19 protein-coding genes and 1 tRNA gene are annotated in these 20,761 nt (G+C 32.3%); 15 read left to right on the top strand and 5 right to left on the bottom strand.

Annotated features, from left to right (window positions below; genetic code table 11):
* Positions 1-23: 23 nt before the first annotated feature.
* Positions 24-1,769: a M23 family metallopeptidase gene (locus tag EMN46_RS20300; RefSeq protein WP_154201484.1), complete on the top strand. Its 1,746-nt coding sequence runs from the start codon at positions 24-26 to the stop codon at positions 1,767-1,769.
* A gap of 158 nt (positions 1,770-1,927) precedes the next feature.
* Here EMN46_RS20300 and EMN46_RS14210 read toward each other — a convergent pair whose 3' ends face one another.
* Together EMN46_RS14210 and EMN46_RS14205 are read right to left on the bottom strand one after the other, a co-directional pair.
* Positions 1,928-3,766: a DEAD/DEAH box helicase gene (locus EMN46_RS14210; RefSeq protein WP_154201483.1), complete on the bottom strand. Its 1,839-nt coding sequence runs from the start codon at positions 3,764-3,766 to the stop codon at positions 1,928-1,930.
* A 298-nt stretch (positions 3,767-4,064) separates the two neighbouring features.
* Positions 4,065-4,454: a hypothetical protein gene (locus EMN46_RS14205; protein ID WP_154201482.1), complete on the bottom strand. Its 390-nt coding sequence runs from the start codon at positions 4,452-4,454 to the stop codon at positions 4,065-4,067.
* Between the two features lie 404 nt (positions 4,455-4,858).
* Between EMN46_RS14205 and thrA the strand changes: the two genes are divergently transcribed.
* The 3 genes from thrA (at position 4,859) to thrC (ending at position 9,685) form a co-directional block, all read left to right on the top strand.
* Positions 4,859-7,291: a bifunctional aspartate kinase/homoserine dehydrogenase I gene (thrA, locus tag EMN46_RS14200; RefSeq protein WP_154201481.1), complete on the top strand. Its 2,433-nt coding sequence runs from the start codon at positions 4,859-4,861 to the stop codon at positions 7,289-7,291.
* 45 nt (positions 7,292-7,336) lie between these two features.
* A complete protein-coding gene (locus EMN46_RS14195) occupies positions 7,337-8,266 on the top strand; it encodes a homoserine kinase (protein ID WP_154201480.1) in 930 nt (309 codons plus the stop codon).
* A gap of 126 nt (positions 8,267-8,392) precedes the next feature.
* On the top strand, positions 8,393-9,685 hold the full coding sequence (thrC, locus tag EMN46_RS14190; RefSeq protein ID WP_154201479.1) for a threonine synthase: 1,293 nt from the start codon (positions 8,393-8,395) through the stop codon (positions 9,683-9,685).
* Between the two features lie 53 nt (positions 9,686-9,738).
* On the opposite strand, the gene EMN46_RS14185 is transcribed toward thrC, so the two are convergent.
* Positions 9,739-10,404, bottom strand: a complete 666-nt coding sequence (locus tag EMN46_RS14185) for a hypothetical protein (RefSeq protein ID WP_154201478.1) — start codon at positions 10,402-10,404, stop codon at positions 9,739-9,741.
* A 255-nt stretch (positions 10,405-10,659) separates the two neighbouring features.
* Here EMN46_RS14185 and EMN46_RS14180 point away from each other — a divergent pair, with 255 nt between their 5' ends.
* The 5 genes from EMN46_RS14180 to EMN46_RS14160 all read left to right on the top strand — a co-directional run bounded on the left by EMN46_RS14180 (position 10,660) and on the right by EMN46_RS14160 (position 16,228).
* Entirely contained in the window at positions 10,660-11,877 is a 1,218-nt protein-coding gene (locus EMN46_RS14180) for a carboxypeptidase-like regulatory domain-containing protein (protein ID WP_154201477.1), read from the top strand.
* 182 nt (positions 11,878-12,059) lie between these two features.
* Positions 12,060-12,638: an RNA polymerase sigma factor gene (locus EMN46_RS14175; protein ID WP_154201476.1), complete on the top strand. Its 579-nt coding sequence runs from the start codon at positions 12,060-12,062 to the stop codon at positions 12,636-12,638.
* On the top strand, positions 12,635-13,147 hold the full coding sequence (locus EMN46_RS14170; protein ID WP_154201475.1) for a hypothetical protein: 513 nt from the start codon (positions 12,635-12,637) through the stop codon (positions 13,145-13,147). Before EMN46_RS14175 ends, EMN46_RS14170 begins: the two co-directional genes overlap by 4 nt.
* Before the next feature lie 64 nt (positions 13,148-13,211).
* Positions 13,212-14,273 (top strand): hypothetical protein, encoded by a 1,062-nt coding sequence (locus EMN46_RS14165; protein ID WP_154201474.1) that lies wholly within the window; start codon positions 13,212-13,214, stop codon positions 14,271-14,273.
* A 182-nt stretch (positions 14,274-14,455) separates the two neighbouring features.
* Positions 14,456-16,228, top strand: a complete 1,773-nt coding sequence (locus tag EMN46_RS14160; RefSeq protein WP_154201473.1) for an aminopeptidase P family protein — start codon at positions 14,456-14,458, stop codon at positions 16,226-16,228.
* Positions 16,229-16,496: 268 nt separating this feature from the next.
* On the opposite strand, the gene EMN46_RS14155 is transcribed toward EMN46_RS14160, so the two are convergent.
* Positions 16,497-16,946: a methionine-R-sulfoxide reductase gene (locus EMN46_RS14155; protein WP_154201472.1), complete on the bottom strand. Its 450-nt coding sequence runs from the start codon at positions 16,944-16,946 to the stop codon at positions 16,497-16,499.
* Positions 16,947-17,186: 240 nt separating this feature from the next.
* Here EMN46_RS14155 and EMN46_RS14150 point away from each other — a divergent pair, with 240 nt between their 5' ends.
* The 5 genes from EMN46_RS14150 to EMN46_RS14130 all read left to right on the top strand — a co-directional run bounded on the left by EMN46_RS14150 (position 17,187) and on the right by EMN46_RS14130 (position 19,265).
* Positions 17,187-17,669, top strand: a complete 483-nt coding sequence (locus tag EMN46_RS14150) for a hypothetical protein (RefSeq protein WP_154201471.1) — start codon at positions 17,187-17,189, stop codon at positions 17,667-17,669.
* An 81-nt stretch (positions 17,670-17,750) separates the two neighbouring features.
* Positions 17,751-18,251 (top strand): hypothetical protein, encoded by a 501-nt coding sequence (locus EMN46_RS14145; RefSeq protein WP_154201470.1) that lies wholly within the window; start codon positions 17,751-17,753, stop codon positions 18,249-18,251.
* A gap of 57 nt (positions 18,252-18,308) precedes the next feature.
* Positions 18,309-18,806 carry a hypothetical protein gene (locus EMN46_RS14140; protein WP_154201469.1) on the top strand — a complete coding sequence of 166 codons (498 nt, stop codon included), beginning with the start codon at positions 18,309-18,311 and terminating at the stop codon, positions 18,804-18,806.
* Positions 18,807-18,811: 5 nt separating this feature from the next.
* On the top strand, positions 18,812-19,012 hold the full coding sequence (locus tag EMN46_RS14135) for a helix-turn-helix transcriptional regulator (protein WP_154201468.1): 201 nt from the start codon (positions 18,812-18,814) through the stop codon (positions 19,010-19,012).
* 73 nt (positions 19,013-19,085) lie between these two features.
* The gene (locus EMN46_RS14130; protein ID WP_154201467.1) at positions 19,086-19,265 is read left to right on the top strand and encodes a hypothetical protein; all 180 of its coding nucleotides are present in this window, start codon (positions 19,086-19,088) and stop codon (positions 19,263-19,265) included.
* A gap of 305 nt (positions 19,266-19,570) precedes the next feature.
* Here EMN46_RS14130 and EMN46_RS14125 read toward each other — a convergent pair.
* A tRNA-Gln gene (locus EMN46_RS14125) sits at positions 19,571-19,643 on the bottom strand.
* A gap of 385 nt (positions 19,644-20,028) precedes the next feature.
* On the opposite strand from EMN46_RS14125, the gene EMN46_RS14120 reads away from it, so the two are divergent.
* Positions 20,029-20,562, top strand: a complete 534-nt coding sequence (locus tag EMN46_RS14120) for a hypothetical protein (protein WP_154201466.1) — start codon at positions 20,029-20,031, stop codon at positions 20,560-20,562.
* The last annotated feature ends 199 nt before the right edge of the window (positions 20,563-20,761 follow it).

Genomic DNA, 20,761 nt, shown 5'->3' with positions numbered 1-20,761 from the left:
CTGACACCTTAATTTGGAATAGCATGAAAACAAAGCATATAAACATAAGTATCCTTCTTTTTTTATCAATTATATTTTTTCACACTTTACCATCTCAGGCACAAAATATACCTGAAAACTATTTTAGATCACCTGTTGATTTTAAAATCACCCTTTCGGGGACATTTGCTGAACTAAGAAACAACCATTTTCATTCGGGCATAGATATTCGAACATTTACAACCGGCAAAAAGGTTTATGCTGTTGCCGACGGCATTATTAGTCGCATTAAAGTATCTTCAACTGGATTCGGTAAAGCATTATATATTAATCATCCGAATGGTTATACTTCAGTATATGCACACTTAAGTAAATTTTCTCCTAAAATAGAAGCTTACATCAAATCGCAACAGTATAAAAGAAAGAAATTTGCAATTGATATCGATCTTAGTAGAATAGAATCGCACAACAAAGAATTATTCAAAATAAAAAAAGGAGATATTATTGCGCACTCGGGAAATACAGGATCTTCAATGGGACCTCATCTTCATTTTGAAGTCAGAGAGACTAAAAGTGAAAAACCTATTAACCCTATGCTTTTAGGTTTAAAAATAGAAGACACAATTTCGCCTAAAATTTATAATCTATACGTTTATCCTTTGGATAAAAACAGCAGTGTAAATGGTAAAAACACACGCCAAGTTTTTAAAGCTAAAGCATCAAACAAAAACGCTTACAGTTTGGGTATAAACAAAATGAAACTACATGGAAGAATAGGTTTTGCTATTCACACTCAAGATCATCTGAATAACACATGGGGAAAATGTGGTATTAATAAACTCCAGTTAAAAATTAATGAATCATTAGTCACAAACTTCTCTCTCAATAAATTTTCATATAGTGAGACTAGCTATATCAATTCATATATCGATTATGAACTCAATTATAAAACGAACAGAAAAATTCATAAAGCTTTTATCGAACCTAATAACAAATTGAGTTTCTATAAAAACATGAAATCTGATGGATCATACAATTTTAATACAGATGAAAATTATAAAATTGAATTATCGGTATATGACTCTTATAACAATAAAGCTAAACTTCAATTCACTGTAACAGGAGATACAAGTTCGATCGTATTCCCAGAAAAAAAATATGATAATTTATTTAAATATGACGAAGAAAACCTTTTCTCTCGATCAGATATCGATTTAAAATTTCCTAAGGACTGTTTCTTTTCAAATCTTGAATTTTGTTATTCGAAAAGCCAAGACAGTACTTACCTATCGCCTATACATCATATACACAAACCGAATGTTGGACTAAACAAATATTATAGTATATCGATAAAGATGAACAAAATTGATGAAGACTTATCGGATAAATTAGTTGTAGTCCGAATTAATAAAGATAAAAGGGTCTCGTCTGTAGGAGGAATTTATGTTAATGGTTACATGAAGACTAAAACAAAAATTCTAGGTAACTATGCCGTTTCTCAAGATACAATAGCACCAACTATTACAACTAAAACAAATTATAAGAACAAAAATCTTAAGTCTTTAAAATTTATAGATTTCACTATTAAAGATAATTTGTCGGGTATTAAAACTTATCAAGGTAAAATTGATAATAAATGGGTTTTGTTTGAATTCGACAAAAAGAAAAATCGTCTATTCTACACTTTTGATAAAGCTAGAATAAAAAGAAATATGAAGCATCAATTAGAATTAACAGTTAAGGATGCTGTTGGAAATATAGGCACTTATACTTGTAACTTTACTTGGTAATCATTTTCGTATCAGTCTCTTAATTTAACTAATATTTTAGAAAGTTTGTTTCAAGTATTCACACTCTCAAACTTTATAATTTACTTTTGGCTTTCACAAAAAACAGACATAAAAAAAGGGAGCTAATAGCTCCCTTTTTTTTATAATATAATAACAAATTAATCTCTTCTTCTACGGTCGAAAGATCTTCCGCCACCTTCTGGTTTTCTTCTTCTATCTCTAGAATCATCACCACCTCTTGAACGAGATCTATCACCAGAACCACTACGAGATCTGTCTCCAGAAGCGCTACGTGACCTTCCACCTCCTGAATAACCACGAGATGATCCACCACCACTAGAGTATCCTCGAGATCGATTATTGCTACGAGGTCTTTCTTCTGAATCTGGACGATCACCTGAAACTTCAATTCGAACAGCTCTACCACCAACTTCAGCACCAGCGAAACCTTTAATAATTTCTTCAGTGAATTCTTTAGATACATCAAAGAATGAAAAGACACCTTTAAGATCAACTCGTCCTACATTTTTACCACGAACACCACACTGCTTATGAATCAATGTAAGCAAACTTGGTACATCAATACCATCTTTACGACCAATATTGATGAATAAACGATCTTCAGTACTAACCGCACCGTCATTTTGACGAACACGTTTCTGAGTAGAAGATCTCATATTTAAGTCTTGAGCATTCTTGTAGTACTCCCAGAATCTATTAAATTCTAAAGAAACCATATGCTTAACAAGCTCATCACGATCAAGGTCTTTCAACTCTTCATGAATAGCTGGCAAGAATTGAGCAATTGCTTCTTCTTCAATATTTACGTCAATAACGCGTTTCATGAAGTTTAAAAGCTGACGTTCACAAACCTCTGCTCCACCAGGAATTTTAACTTGTTGGAATTCTAATTTTAATCTACGAGACAAATCTTTTATTTTTCTCTCGTCGCGAGGTGTAACTAAAGCGATTGAAATACCTTTTTTCCCAGCCCGAGCTGTACGACCCGAACGGTGAGTATAATATTCTAACTCATCAGGAAGATTGTAGTGCAATACGTGTGTTAAATCATCAACATCAATACCACGAGCAGCAACATCAGTTGCAACAAGCATTTGTAATGATTTACTTTTGAAATTACGCATTACTCTGTCACGCTGAACTTGAGATAAATCTCCATGAATAGCATCGGCATTGTAACCATCTTTCATTAACAATTCTGCTACCTCTTGAGTTTCCTTACGAGTACGACAGAAAACAATACCATAGATATCAGGATAGAAATCAACAATACGTTTTAATACATTGTAACGATCTCTATTGTTCATCAAATAATACTGATGTTCAATATTTGTATTGGTTGTATTGGCAGAACCAACTGTTACCTCAACAGGATCAGTCATGTAATTTTTTGAGATACGACGTACCTCACTAGACATAGTTGCAGAGAACAACCAAGTTAGTTTCTTTTCAGATGTTGTAGAAAGGATGGCATCGATATCCTCCTTAAATCCCATATTCAACATCTCATCAGCCTCATCAAGAATAACATATTCTACTTTTGATAAGTTGACAGCTTTACGTCGAATCAAATCTAATAAACGACCAGGAGTTGCAACAACAACATGTGCTCCTCTTCTAATCTTTCTAATTTGATCGTCAATACTTGCTCCACCGTAAACATTTACAACATTTAAGTTCAAAATGTTTTTTGAATATTTCTTTAGGTCTTCAGCAATTTGAATACCTAATTCACGTGTTGGAGAAAGGATAAGAGCCTGCGGAATTTTTTCATCTGGCTCAATTAATTGTAACAATGGCAAACCAAAAGCTGCCGTTTTTCCCGTTCCTGTCTGTGCTAAACCGACAAAATCACTTCTTCCTTCTAGAAGAACTGGAATTGCTTTTTCTTGAATAGCTGTTGGAGTTGTGAAGCCTAATTCTGTTATGGCTTCCAAAATTGGTCTTGATAGACCTAAGTTATCAAATGAACTCATTCGAATGATTTAATTGTGACATGGCATGAATCCCCCTGTCACACTAAAATTTTCAATTCTAAACGAATAAAACCCCTGACAAAAGAACGTCTACCAAATAATTTATGAAGCCGCAAAGGTAACCATTAATAACTTAAATCAACATTTTTTTGATTTTTACTGTATTAAAGGTCTGCGACGGGTACTAAAGTACTCTTTTTTAATACAATATCTAAATACTAATTACTCTTTAAGCTTATTTATAAAAGAAAACAAACGTTTGAAGTAGAATTATAGATATTATTTTTCTTCAGAAAATTTATTTCACGAGCATAAAAACCACTTCTGATTTAATGGTTGATGGTAAAATAATAGATCTTAATTCAAGACTTCTTATCCATGGTTCAATCTCTTTTTCCTTTAAGCTATAAAGGACTTCTCGAAATTCATCAATTTGATCATCGTTATAATCATTTTCTTCAAAATTTTTATAAGCATCCAAATCCTCATCTTCATAATAAATGATTTCTTCAGACATCTTAATGAGCAAATCCGTTTCGCAAACTTCATGAGCTCCGCAACATTCTTCCAATGGTTCACGAATAGGCTCCTCCACTTCATTTTTCTTTGGAAAAAATAATCTACCAAGATAAGTTAGAAGCAGTGTTAAAGCGGCACCAGCCAATATAACTAATATTAATACTTTCATGATGCAAAACTAAATATTACATATTAATAAATCAAGATATTTAGATCAGTTATTTCATTCATATCATAAAATCTTTTAGTTACAAAATAACACCTAACATCTTCAACAATAACGAATCATTCAGAACCTTTTTCTTAACTTCAAAAACATACTAATTCAAAAAAACATGCTCACACTCTTGCTTTTTCCATTTTTATCGTGATATTTGTTAACAACAAAATGCAAAAAATGAACTTTACATATCGCACAACGATGAATATGACCACAGGCACGATTTTTACGATGCCTAGGTTCTCGTGTGAAATAACGTAAAGCTTAATAAATATCAAAATATTTTATAAAAAGCCTACAGTTATTCTGTAGGTTTTTTTTTTACCATATAAATCCACTCAATACATATACAAATGAGAATTCTAAAATTTGGAGGTAGTTCCGTAGCCCAAGCAGAAAGCCTCAATAAAGTAAAACAAATCGTTAGCCAAATAGACAAAAACAAACCAGCAATTATAGTGGTTTCAGCTCTTGGTGGTGTCACAGATCAATTAGCGAATAGCTTAGTACAAGCTTCATCTCAAGATCAATCGTATAAACTTACTGTTGAAAGTTTACTCAACAGGCATTCTACATTATCGCAGGAACTTGGGTTAAATGAAGAAATTCAAAACTGGTTAAAAAATAAATTTGAAAGTTTATCAAATCTATTAGAAGGTGTTTTTATCCTTCAGGATGTTCCTGAAAAAATAAAATGCCGAGTTCTGGGTTTAGGTGAAGAACTCTCATCTCGATTAATAACGTCGTATTTTCAACAATCAGGATTAAATGCAAAATATTACGATTCTAGAAAGTACATCAAAACTCATGAAAACAAAGGTATTATCTTAAATCGAGAAGAAAGTTACAAAAGGATAAATGCCATTAAAGATGAAATTAAACTAGCTGTTTTTCCTGGTTTTATAGCTTCAAATGAAAAAGGAGAACCTACTTTATTGGGACGTGGAGGATCTGACTACACAGCTTCGATACTAGCGGCCGCACTTGATGCTAAACAATTAGAAATATGGACAGATGTAAGTGGTATGTATACTGCCGACCCACGATTGGTTTCACAAGCTATTCCAATTGAGCAAATGTCATTTCAAGAAGCCATGGAACTATCGCACTTTGGAGCCAAAGTTATGTATCCACCTTCACTAACACCTGTTCTTCAAAAAAAGATTGATATTCTTATTAAAAACACTTTTGAACCCGAAGCCAAAGGCACTTTAATAAGCTCAGAACCCAAAGCAGAAAGAACAACCGTAAGAGGTCTTTCTTCGATAAATAATATCAACCTTATTACCCTATCAGGTAGTGGCATGGTTGGTATAAGTGGTTTTGCTGCTCGTTTATTTTCTTGTCTAGCAAACCAAAAAATTAATGTGAGCCTTATCACACAATCATCATCAGAGCATAGCATGAGTGTAGCTGTACACGAAAATGATTGTTCTAAAGCTTGTCGTATAATTGAGGATGAATTTACAGCTGAAATGATTATTAATCACGTAAATAAACCTAAGGTTGAACCTAATTTATCAATTATTGCCGTAGTTGGTGAAGACATGGGTTACACACCGGGCATTTCAGGAAAGCTCTTTGGTATACTCGGGAAAAATGGATTGAATATTCGTGCAACAGCACAAGGTGGTAATGAACTGAACATCACCTTTATGGTACGCACTACCGATGTTAGAAAAGCATTAAATGTTATACATGAAAAGTTTTTCCTATCGACTTACAAAAAAATTAACTTGTATATAGCTGGTGTTGGAAATGTTGGAGGTAAACTTTTGGAACATATTAAAAACCAACATGAACATTTGGCTAAAGAAAATGGAATTAACCTAATTATTAGAGCTGTAAGCAACAGTCGAAAAATGATTTTTGCTAAAGATGAAAAATTAATAAATGATTGGAAAAGCAAACTCGATAATGAAGGTCAAGTTGCGGATATAAAAGAGTTTATTAAAAATATAGAAAACTCAAATCTACGAAATTCGATTTTTGTTGATATTACAGCTAGCCAAGATGTAAGTGATGTCTACGAGCAAATTTTGAAGACAACAACATCTATTGTAGCTTGTAATAAAATTGCAGCCTCATCAGCTTATGAAAGCTATAAGCAGCTTAAAGCTACAGCCAAAAATAACAATGTCGATTTTAGATATGAAAGTAATGTTGGTGCAGGCTTACCCGTTATTAGTACAATAAATTACCTAACAAGCACTGGTGATAAGATTACTAGCATCGAAGCTGTCGTTTCAGGAAGTTTAAACTACATTATCAATAAATTTATTGAAGGATACAGCTTTGAAGAAGCTTTAAAATTTGCAATGGATGAAGGATTTACCGAACCTGATCCAAAGCTCGATTTAAACGGTGTTGATGTACTTCGTAAGCTATTAATTCTAGCTCGCGAGTCAGGATACAAGCTCGAAGCTGAAGATGTTGAACTTGTCCCTATGGTTCCAGAATACTGCCTTGAATCTAAAACTAAGGAAGAGTTGATAGAACGAATTATAGAGAAAAAAGAATTCTTTGAGGATTGGCGAAAACAAATGAAAGAACAAAATATTCGTTTTAGATATGTGGCTAGCTTCAAAAATGGAAAAGCAAGTGTCGGAATGAAAGCAGTTGGTGCAGATCATCCTTTATACAATATCGACGGGAAAGACAGCGTCGTTTCATTGAGCACTATGTGGTATAAGGATCAGCCGATGATTATAAAAGGTGCTGGTGCTGGAGCAGAGGTAACGGCCTCGGGAATTTTCGGCGATATCATAAGTATTTCTTCTAAATAATAATCCAATATGAGGCTTTTATAAGTCTCTCGACATATATTAATTATGAATAAAAATGTAAAAGTATTTGCACCAGCTAGTGTTTCCAATGTAGGATGTGGATTCGATATACTAGGATTTGCCATTGATGGAATTGGTGATGAGATGATTCTAAGCAAGAATGATTTAAACAAAATGATCATTAAGCCAATAGAAGGTTACGAAAATTTACCCACAGAGCCCTCTAAAAATGTAGCAGGAGTCGCAATTCAAGCCTTATTAGATGATCTAGGTAGCAATCAAGGATTTGATATAGAGATTAAAAAGCACATTAAACCTGGTAGTGGCATTGGTTCAAGTTCGGCAAGTGCAGCAGGAGCTGTTGTAGCTGCAAACGAATTGCTTGGCAAACCATACAGCAGAAAAGAGCTGGTTTATTTTGCCATGCAGGGTGAGGTCGCAGCTTCGGGTGATGCTCATGCTGATAATGCCGCACCAACCGTATTAGGTGGATTCTGCATTGTTAGAGCCTACGATCCTCTTGACGTTATTCAAATTGAATCACCTAAAAATTTATGGTGCGTCGTTATTCATCCTCAAATTGAAATTAAGACCAAAGAAGCAAGAGAATTATTATCCCCTAAGGTTGATCTAAAAAAGGCTATTCGTCAGTGGGGAAATGTAGCAGGTTTAATATCAGGCCTACATCAATCTGATTATAATTTAATTGGGCGTTCGCTAGAAGATCATATCGTTGAACAACAACGCAAAGTTCTAATTCCAGAATTTAACAACTTAAAACAAGCCGTATTAAAAGCTGGAGCATTAGGATGTAGTATTTCAGGATCAGGACCATCGGTATTTGCCTTATGCGAAGGAGAAGATAAAGCTAAAGCAGTAAGTTCGGCAATGGATAAGGTGTTTTCTAAAACCACAATTCCTTATTTCATTTATGTTTCTCAAGTAAGCAACAATGGCGTTAGAATATTAGAATAACAATCCAACTATTAATTGAAATAAGCATTTTACAATATGAAACGAGTCTTTTGTAATCCTTTAAATCAGAGGAGATAAATAAGATGACGACTTCCATGTGGTAAATTAAAATCAAATTATAAACACATGAAATTCTATAGTACAAACAACAAAAATATATCTGTGAGTTTTAAGGATGCTGTCGTAAAAGGACTTGCTCCCGATGGTGGTTTATTCTATCCAGAAAGCCTTCCAAAACTCGACAAATCATTTATAGATAACCTTCCTAATTTATCATTGGCCGAAATTGGCTTTGAAGTTTCTAAACTCTTTCTAGGTGATGATATTCCATTGGATAAATTAAAAGAAATATGTGACGATGCGCTAAACTTCCCTACTCCTCTAGTTTCTATCGAACCGAACGTTTATTCGTTGGAGCTTTTCCATGGACCTAGCTGCGCCTTTAAAGATGTAGGAGCACGTTTTATGTCTCGCTGCCTAAGTTATTTTGCAGAAAATAGCGATAAAAAAATCACCATTCTAGCCGCTACATCAGGAGACACAGGTAGTGCTGTGGCTCACGGATTCCTTGGAATTAAAAATATTGACGTTGTTATCTTATACCCATCTGGTAAAGTAAGTCAAATTCAAGAACAACAATTAACCACGCTAGGCAACAATATTACGGCTCTAGAAATAGATGGTAGCTTTGATGATTGCCAAGCTCTTGTAAAAAAAGCATTTCAGGATGATGAGTTGAATAAACATATGAAATTAAGCTCGGCAAATTCGATTAACATTGCACGTTTGATTCCTCAGAGTTTCTACTATTTCTATGTCTATGGTCAATTGAAAAGACAAAACAAAGATCTTGTTATTTCAGTACCGAGTGGTAATTACGGTAACCTAACTGCAGGTTTAATAGCCAAACAAATGGGACTGCCAATTAAAAGATTTGTGGCCTCTACAAATGTGAATAAGGTTGTTCCTGACTATTTAGAAACAGGAAAATACGAAAGTAAAGCCTCAATACAGAGTATATCAAATGCCATGGATGTAGGCGCACCAAGTAACTTTGATAGAATGATGACCTTATATCAAGAAAATCACCCCAAGATATGTGCAGACCTAAAAGGAGCGTCGTATAGCGATGAGCAAACTAAAGAGGTTATGAAAAAGGTCTATAAAAATTCAAATTATATTCTAGATCCTCATGGTGCAGTGGCTTATCTTGGATTAAAAAAAGAACTCGATGCAGAAAATGAACAAGGTGTTTTTATAGAAACAGCTCATCCTGCTAAATTCATCAATATAGTAGAAGAGGTAATTGATACAAAAGTAGAGATTCCTGAATATCTTAAATCTTGTTTAACGAAAGAAAAATCAAGTATAAAAATGAATAATTCTTATCAAGATTTTAAAAATTACTTAAAAAATTAGATCATAAAAAAAGCTCCCTAATTGGGAGCTTTTTTTGTTCTATATCTTAAATACTATTTTCTTTCAATAGCCTTTTCGTATTCTGCTTTATAAAGGTTCATTTGGTTTGTTAATTTCTCAATTTCCGCATCGTTTTGTTTCTTAACTTTACGTAACCATAGAATTTTACCATTAACAACTTCCATCTCCTCTTTAACCTTAGCTAGTTGATTGTCCTTCTGAGCAATTTTCTCTTGAAGTTTTGATTTTTCACCAGCTACCCTTTTAGTCTCCCACTCTTTATCTTTGAGGCTAGCATCTAAGTCATTTCTAAGCTGAGACAACTCTGATTTTAAATTTTTAATTTGATCATTTAACTTAGCTATTGTTGCTTCATTTTCAGCGTTGCGATCTTGTGCAAACTTATAGTTACCAAGTGTTTCATGCAATTTTAGTTTTAAACTAGTTGTATCCGAAGCAATTGAAAAAATATCAGAACTTAATTCATCAATCTCAACATCTTTCTGAGCGTTACTTTCAGCCATACTATTTTTCATCTCGTTATATTCAGCTAAAGTTTTATTCAACTTAGAATCTAGAGTTTTATTATCTTTCCCTAGCTTTCTAACTTGAGCATCACTCTTACGTTTAGCGTAATCAAGTTCTTCATATTTACGTTTCGAAACCACACAAGATACAAGTATCAGTGGCATAATTGATAAAAGTAATTTTTTATTCATAATGTAAGATGTTTTCAGATAATAAGGTTCACAACACTTTATTTCGTGCAATTTACAATTTATATGTATACAATAACAAGTTAAATAAACTTAATAAAGATCAGCCTTACAATTTCTTTCTATAAATTATTCCTGCATCATTTAGAAAATAACTAATTTAGCTTTTAATCTATTTTTGGCAGAATTATTGTTATCTACTATTAAGAATTTAAACAGAAATTAATAAAATTGACTCATCCTTCGATTTAAAACAATATGATTAAAAAACTCATTTTCGCATTATTCATTTTCACCTCAGTGACTGGAAGCATTCGAGCACAAGAGAAAGAACAAAAAACAATTCGAATTATTGGACAACTTACCAATGAAATAAATCAAAAGGCTATTCCCTTTGCCAATATTGGTGTGAAAGATACTTATATTGGAGCAGCATCAAATTTCGATGGCTATTTTGAGCTTAAAATACCAGGAGAATATGCTGACAAGAACATTCAAATCTCTGCAGTTGGTTTCACAACTTATAACTCAAGTATAGAAGCATGTGCGGCAGTTGATACACTTCGTATACAGCTGAAACCAGTAAACTATAAAATTGCGGAGGTTGAAGTTAATGCTCAATCTTTAGTTTTAGTTAAGATGCTAAAAAATGCTATCGACCATATTCCAGATAACTACTTACAAACACCCTTTAATTACGACATATACTACCGTGCAGAAAAATCGGAAAATGATATACTTAAACGTAAACGAGAAGCTGCAATTCGTATCTATGATAACAAAGGCTATGTTCGTGAAAATGCCTATCAAGTATTCAAGGAGCGCTCATATCGATTTTTACAAGTAAGAAAAAACTTCGAAAACAACTCCTTAGCTGATGGATCAACATACTTAGATGAATTACTTGAAATGGATATTGTTCGAAGTCGAGGTAATATTCTGAATAAAAATCACCTTAACTTCTACGATTTAAAACTTGATAGAGTTACTGAATATGAGAATGATTCGATTTGGGTTATCGCTTACAAAAGCAAGAGACCAATATTGAGTAATACGAGCGATTATTATGCAACATCTTACTCAGGTAAAATCTATATCAAACTAAAAGATTTTGCAGTTATTAAGAACGAAACACATGTTGAAGCCAGCAACTACTCTCCTCAAGGACGAAGTTTTTACGTGAATCCAAAACGTCAGGAATGGAAACCCATTAAAATTGAGTACGATTTTAGCTCAACTTATAAAGAACATTTTGGCTACTACTACTTAAGTTATGTAGACTACAAACGTCATCATGAATTAGAAAATAAAACCACTGGCGAAAAGAAAAAGCTTAACATGAATGCTGAGATGTTAATTACAAAAATCATTACAACTCGACCAGAAGTAATTGAAAATAGGGCATACTACGAAAATATGGATTACAATAAAAACTTTTGGAATAATTACAACATCATATTCGATGGTGCTGAATAAGTAATACGACTCGTATAAAATACTAATCCTGATCTATTTAATAAATGGATCAGGATTTTTGTATAATAACTGAACATCTAATTATATTTTCCGATATTTATCTAATCAAAAAAATCGCAAGGTTTTTGTAGAAACGTGCAACACTTCAATTATAGACTCGTCATTAGATTAGAAAATTGTTAATGGGCTCAAATTACCAAAACATACATCAGGATTTAATCGATGCTTGTAGGCATGGCAATGCTAAGTCTCAATTTGAGATTTATAGATTGTATTATAAAGCCATGTACAACTCTTGTTTTCGGATTATAAACAACACTCAGGAAGCAGAAGATGTTATGCAAGAAGCTTTTTTATCAGCATTTGATAAAATTAACTCCTATAAAGGAGAAGTTAGTTTTGGAGCTTGGCTTAAAAGAATAGTGGTAAATAAAGCTTTAGATTTTCTGAAGAAAAATAAAATTGATAGTCTCCCACTCAATGATGCGATAAGTCAGTTAAGCGAAAAGGAAGAGACACAAGAAAATAGTGAGAATGAAAACAGTGTCGATGACATAAAAAAAGCCATTAAACAATTACCATCAGGCTATCGCATTGTTTTAAGTCTGTATTTAATTGAAGCCTACGATCATGAAGAAATTGGAGAAATATTAAACATATCGGCATCTACTTCACGATCGCAGTACAATAGAGCAAAAAAGAAATTGATTCAGATATTAGAAAATAATACGGGAAACCCGTTAAAGAAAAGAATCAAATGAAAGACATAGAAAATATAATTAAACAAAACCGAGAGAACTTCGACAGTGAAGAACCCAATGAAGATCACATCAACCGGTTTCAACAAAAATTGCAAACCCATCACGATAAATCGAGATGGCAATGGAAGGAACTCATGAAAATTGCAGCTATTATAGCTATTGTCATGACTGCTAGCTTCGCAAGCTATCAGTTTCGAGATATAAGAACACCACAATTTAGTTTTGGTGAACTCTCTCCCGAATATCAAGAGGTAGAAAACTATTTTAAAATAAATATAGACAAGCAACTCAGCATTATCAGTCAACTAACAAAAACAACTGATAATCACGACAAAAGCTCCATAAACAAAGAGCTTGAAAGTATGGATGAGATGTATAATCAACTTGAGAAAGAATTACAAACAAACCCAAATGATGAACGTATTATTCAGGCTATAATTGAATATTTTCAAGTTAAAAATGATATTTTAAATCGAATAGTACAACAACTATATTTAATAAAACAATAAGTTTTACTCTCGTGAGAATGATTAATATTTAGAAAAAATAACAATTACTATAAAGTCAATTAAAATGAAAACAACTAGATTTAAACTTACAGCACTTCTTTTGCTTATAAGTATAGGCATAAGTAGTCAGGTATTTGCCTCGGATGACTATATCAAATCTTTCGATGGAAAGTATGCTGTTAAAGAAGGATCTCAACTGACCATAGAAAATAAATATGGTAATATTGAAATTAAAAATTGGGAAGTTGACTCGGTCCTTATAAAAGCAACAATAACTACACATGCGTCAAACGAAGCTAGGGCCGAAAACTTATTTAAGGGGATCAAAATTAATATTGATCAAATTGGTGAAACCATTATGGCTTTTACCGAAATGGAAAAAAACTTTAAGACAGGAAATAAGTTTAGCATAGACTATGAGGTTTTTATGCCTGAATACATTCAGATTTCTTTAAACAATAAGTTTGGTGATATATACATTAATACGGTTAGAGCAAAAGCAAATATCAATTTAAGTTATGGTAATTTATTGGCTGAAAAATTTCTATATCCTAACGAAAAACCATTAAGCAGCATTAACCTTTCTTATGCAAAAGCAACCATTAATGAGTGTAATCGTACGAAACTAACTCTTAAATATTCAAAAATGAATATTGGTACTAGTGAGACTCTAATTGTTGTAAGCCGATTTTCTAAGCTTCATTTAGACAATAATATTTCGCTTATTGCCAATTCTAAATATGATGCTTTCGATATTATAAATACGGAATCAGTACTCATTAGCAAAGGACAATATTCCGATATTAAAATTGATAATGTAAGTCGAAATCTTGATTTAAACTTACGTTATGGCAATTGTAAAGTTGAAAATGTAGCTTCAGACTTTGAGACTATTAATATTGACAATCAATATGTACCTAGTCGTATAACAATTGCCGATGGCGCATCATATATGCTAGAGGCTAGAACTAAATATTGCGGTATTAGTTATCCTGACAATTCACAAGTTATAACAGAAGAAAAAAATAATTCCGAATCGAAAATTCAAGTTCTAGTTGGGAATTCAAGTTCTCCTGAGTCAAAAATTCACGTTAATAGTGAATATGGAAATATCAGTTTGAAATAGATTCACACAATCAATACACATCCCTCTTTCAAAATATGAAAGAGGGATTTTTTGTTATATATTCACAGATCTTCTCTTTAACGATAAAAAATGACGTGTTGATTAAAATTTTCTACTAATTATTAGTGTCAAATTTCTCTTTAATCGTATTTTTAGCAAATAAACAATAACAAAACCTAACTATGACCATTTTTGAAAGAGTGAATGCTTTACGTTCGCTGATGGAAGAAAAAGAAATTGACGCTTACATTATTACAAGTTCAGATCCTCATATGAGCGAATATGTTCCTGAACATTGGAAATCACGTCAGTGGATATCTGGCTTTACAGGATCTGCAGGAACAGTTGTTATTACAAATAAGAAAGCAGGACTGTGGACCGATTCACGTTATTTTTTACAAGCTGAAAAACAACTTGAAGGTAGTGGTATCGAACTTTTTAAAATGGGAACACCAGGTGTTCCAACTCACTATCAATGGTTACTTTCAGAATTAGAATTGGAAGCTAATATTGGCTTTAATGGAACTTGCTTCTCAATTGCCCAAGCTAAAGAGTTAAAAAACGCACTAGCTAATTTATCTATCCATACCTGTGATGAAGAAGATCTAATTAATGTAATTTGGACCGACAGACCTTCCCTTCCAAAAAACAAAATATTTGAACATGCTGTGGAATTTGCAGGTAAATCGCGTAAAGAAAAACTAGCTAGTATTCGTGACATAATGCACAAACTTGATGCAACCCATCACTTTATAGGAAGTCTAGATGATATAGCATGGGTATTTAACCTTAGAGGTCAGGATATTGATTTCAACCCAGTTGCTATTGCTTATGCTTTAATCAACAAAGAAACATGTTGTTTATATTTAGATCAATCAAAACTTGACAACCAACTCATCCAGAACCTTAAACAAGATGATATTATTACCACCGATTATAAAAACATATGTGACGATTTGGAAGAATTATCTGGTTCTGAAAATGTACTCCTCGACATTAATCGCAGCAATTTAAAAATATACGATTCAATTAGGGCTAATATTATTAAAAGAGAAAACCCTTCTCAACTATTAAAAAGTCTAAAAAACGCAACTGAAATCAAGGGCACAAAAGAAGCTATGATTGAAGATGGCGTAGCACTCACAAAATTTTTCTGTTGGCTTGATGAAAACCTTGGTAAAACAAAAATCACTGAATTTACAGTAAATGATAAACTAAGATATTATAGATCACAACAAAAGAATTTTGTAAGTGAGAGTTTTGGCAGCATTGTGGCTTACAAAGATCATGGAGCCTCTCCTCACTATTCTACAACCGTAGAGTCCGATTGTGAATTAAAGGCTGAAGGTTTACTTCTTATCGATTCGGGTGGACAATACATGAATGGTACAACCGATATCACACGAACAACATCTCTTGGAGAACTAACGAAAGATGAAAAAATTGATTCCACGTTAGTTTTGAAGGGAATGATTCAAATGAGTTTGGCTGTTTTTCCAAAGGGAACTCGTGGTTGCAATATAGATATTTTAGCTCGACAAGCACTTTGGATGCATGGCAAGGATTATGGACATGGCACAGGTCATGGCGTTGGATGTTTTCTTAATGTACACGAAGGGCCACAGAGTATCCGTCAAAATTTAAACGAGCAAGCTATTTTACCTGGCATGATTACCTCTAACGAACCAGGATTTTACAAAGAAGGTCGATACGGCATTCGTCATGAAAACTTAATTCTTTGTAAGGAGAAATTTAGTACTGAGTTTGGTCAATTTTTAGAGTTTGAAACACTCACTCTTTTCCCGTTCGACACAAAAGCTTTAGATATTGATTTATTAAATGAAATGGAGAAAAACTGGTTAAATAATTATCACCAAAAAGTATATGATAGTCTTTCTCCCCTACTTGACGAAAAACATCAAGTTTGGTTAAAAGCTAAAACACAAGCTATTTAAGCATTTACGCTATATTTCATAAAAGACAAAGGGCAATTGATTTCAATTTAATGAATTCAACTGCCCTTATTTTTTTGCTTAAGACGCTGATCAAATATGATGTTTTATGATTTTAATATATATATTCAGGCCTTACACATAGATCATGTTCGATCTTTAAAATCTGCGCCAAAATAAGTGTTTTAGACGCTGATTAAATAGAGACGTCATCCTGATTCCGATAGTCATCGGAATGTTTCAGAATCTCATAATCGCAAAATAAATTACCCTATTTTTTATTTTCTGTTTCCGGTATAAAACTTAACGAAACAGAATTCACACAATGCCTTGTATTCTTTTCAGTATAACCCTCATTTTTAAAAACGTGACCTAAATGCCCTTTGCAATTGGAACAAACAATCTCAGTTCTTCTCCCATCAGCATCAGGTAAGTGCGTTACAGCACCTTCAATTTCATCATCGAAACTTGGCCAGCCACAATGCGAATCGAACTTATCGCCCGATCTATATAAAGGCAAGTTGCATTGCTTACAAACATATACGCCTTCTTCATTGTGATTAACATATTCTCCCGTATGTGGATATTCAGTCCCTTTTTTCAAGATCACCTGCTTCTCAAGATCATTCAATTTATTATAGTTGCCTTCTTTCATCACCGTCTGTCCGTTTGTTATTACCGATACCATCAATAATAAAGGTATTAATATTAGTCGTCCCATATCACTTGTTTTTAATTAATCTAAAATAAAACAAGCATCACAATTTTCAAAGTATTCATACCCTTTTAGGAACTTCTTAACAACTATTCATCATACTTTCAGTAAAATATTTGTTTTATGATTGGTAAGACAATAGTCATATAAACGATTCTTTTTGACGCTTATTATTGTCTATTTGTAAAGTTTAGTTTACTTTTGAATAGTAATTAACAAATACATAATCACACTTACACATAAATTATGAAAACATACTTACCACACTACTTTAAAACAATTGGAATTCTATTTGTATTTATAGCCATTGTCTTATCATTTATTGGAGGAATAGATAATAGCAGACAAGCTTTCATGAAAGGCGTTGCAGAAGGGAGTAAATCTTCACAAGAATTATACGGACAAACAGAATTAACAACACCAAAAGATGTAGACATAAAACCTTATCTAACAAAAAAAGAATCTGATATATATATCATGATCAGTTTATTCTTTTCCATAACAGGATTTATCTTATATCTGTTCTCTAAAGAAAAAATTGATGATGAATATATTCAACAGATAAGATTAAAATCGATCCTTCAAGCCTTAATAACAACTTGGTTGACATATGGCTTAATCAAACTAATATTTAAGGACTATCAATTTGAAGGTATTTATATACTTCAGCTGCAACTCATCGTTTATGTTATCATATTCAAATATAATAAAGACAAGGAACTTTCATAAGAAGCAGTAGCATTGGAAGACTAGACAATATATGATTCACGAAAACATGATAATTATTGAAAATCATAAAACATTTAAATTATGAAAACATACTTACCACATTATTTTAAACGAATTGGAATCCTACTTGTAATCATTGCCGCTATTTTATCATGTTTGGCTGGAGTAGATGATTTTAGACAAGGCTTTTCTAACAGTTATAATGATGTCGAATATAGCTATGATGAACTTAAAAATAATCCTGAACTTCATCCGGAAGTTATTGTAGAATCATATTTTACTGATGCAGAAGAGAATACATTTACTTGGATTAGTCTTCTCTTTTCAATTTCTGGATTTATAATTTATCTCTTTTCAAAAGAAAAAATCGATGATGAATATATTCAACAAATAAGATTAAAATCCATTCTTCAAGCTTTTTTGATCTCATGGATTATATATGGTATTGCAAAATTATTTTCATTCATTATTCCAATGGATGGTATCTATATTTTACAAATGCAACTCATTGCTTATGTTATTATATTCAGATATAATAAAAACAAAGAACTTTCAGATGAAGAAATAGCATTGGAAGACTAGACAATATATTATTCACGAAAACATGATAATTATTGAAAATCATAAAATACATAAATTATGAAAACATACTTACCTCACTACTTTAAAACAATTGGAATTCTATTGGTATTCATAGCCATTGTCTTCTCATTTATTGGAGAAATAGATGTACACAACGAATCTTTCATTAAAAGTTTTACTGAAGGCAGTAATTTTGCACGAGGATTAGCAGGGAAACCCGAAATTACACACCCAAATCCTAACATCAACCCAAATTTGACAAAAGAAGTATACGATATGTATATCATCATTAGTTTGTTCTTTTCCATAACAGGATTTCTCGCATATCTATTCTCTAAAGAAAAAATTAATGACGAATATATTCAACAGATAAGATTAAAATCGATCCTTCAAGCCTTAATAACAACTTGGCTGATATATGGCTTAATCAGCCTATTTAGAGATTATCAATTTGAAGGTATTTATATTTTACAGATGCAGCTCATCGTTTATGTCATCATTTATAAGTACAATAAGGATTGGAAATTCAATCCAAAAATAGAATCTGAAGATTAAAACTTATGAAAAACTACCTAAAGGTTGAACGAGCAAAAAAGGATATCACTCAAGCCACGCTTGCTGAGAAGATAGGTGTCTCGCGCCAAACCATAAATGCCATAGAGAAAGGTAAATTTGTTCCGTCTACTCTACTGGCACTTAAAATGGCACGCTATTTCAAAACACCTGTTGGTGATATCTTCGAACTTGAAGAAGGAGAATAATCGAACTAAACATTTCCAAGTGTTATGTATATCATTCTATTATCTTAGATGAACAAAATAAAAAACAGACTGTATGAAATGGAAATATAAAATTGTATTTATTAATGCTCTAAAATGGAATAAATCAGGTCTACCCAATGATCTCAACTTAAAGTTTGATGAACTTGATTCATCGTCCTATAAAAAGATAAGATGCAATCCAACAAAAGTTAAATTTTATCCTAACTCAATAAAAACTATAAACTATGATTAAAAGTAATTTATCCTCAATATTAGTGATAATGGCAATGCTTATAAACATCCTCACTTTTGATTTTGCCAATATTAGTATTGAATCAGCAAAATTTTGGTTGTTTATCTGTTCTTCACTAATCCTTATTGCTTCAATAATATTAATAGCTACTAAGGAAACTAAAAAAAAGAACGCTCACTCAAATGTGAAATAAAAAGGCAGCTGCCAAGAATGAAGCGTTTGTGTAGTGTACTCATAATATATTGCATATTGAAATCTGCAAACACAACAATAAAGGAACTACAATTATTGCAGTTCCTTTATTGTTGTCCTGCTAGGGGTCGAACCTAGACTCTTCTGAACCAGAATCAGACGTGTTGCCAGTTACACCACAGGACAATAGTTCAATAAGCTCAACGAAAATAAGTCTCTTAAATAGACAATAAAACTTCCGATAAGCAATGTGCTGGCAAAAGTAAAAAAAGTATGAAAAAACAAGCAATCTTTATAAAAAAATACGAACATCATAAATATTATTTACTTCTTAAACCAATGGAAACAATAGCCATAAGAAGCATTTTTGTTACATTACAAGTGAATTTCCTCAAAAACAGAACAATACAGTATATTTTGGTTTTCCCCTCTGGCTGTAATCTTTTGTCATAAAATTATGCTAATTTTATCTTGTCTAGGGCTAGCTAGCTTAGCTCCACTCTTATGTAATCTGGCCTAAAAAAGCTGCTTATGTAATAAAGAAGAAAATTTGATAATAAACACCTAAAATATGAATGATAAAATTGACAATAGAATAGCTTTTTCCATATACATATGGATGTATTTTGGATTCTGTTTTTTACTGTATAATTCATTGGGAATTATTCTTTACAGTACTAAAACAAACAATAAAATTTTGTTTCATAACACAATAGAATTCAGTTTGGCTATTTGTACACTATCTATGCTAATTTTTATTTTTGACTATTTTATAAAACCAGCTTATTTTGAAGCAAAAATATCAAACGGCAGGCTTAATATTAAAACCTATAATCCATCCAAAAGATTCTTCATATTAAGATTTGTATCAATGTTAAATTATAAAAAAAATACGATAGAGTATGTTATAGATAGACAGTCTTACAATAACTATAAAGTTTCAATAGGGCTTTGGGGATTAAGAAAATATATAAGGCTTCAGAAAATAGACAAGAGTGAAATTTTTGAATCTAAATCAATTAATATCAGTTTTTTGGGCCTAAAAAAATATACAAATTTGATATTATCATTAGATCGGATTAAGGAAAAAATCACTTTAAATTAAAAAATAGTCGATACCTACTGTTTTGCCCCCTGATATCCTAGAGTTTTATTCTATCTTAGATTCAAGTCACAAATGCAACTGATGGAATTTTAGATGAAAAAAGGAGGTGTATTTTTCAAGACAATGAGGAGAAGTAGTCTCACCCATTGTCTATGTGGAATAAAAGTCTTTTTTTTACCACTAAAATCGCCAAACTAAA

It is taken from the genome of Ancylomarina sp. 16SWW S1-10-2 (assembly GCF_009669305.1).
Classification (GTDB): domain Bacteria; phylum Bacteroidota; class Bacteroidia; order Bacteroidales; family Marinifilaceae; genus Ancylomarina.
Note: the sequence above shows the minus strand (reverse complement) of the source record. Positions and strands in the feature narration are given on the sequence as shown.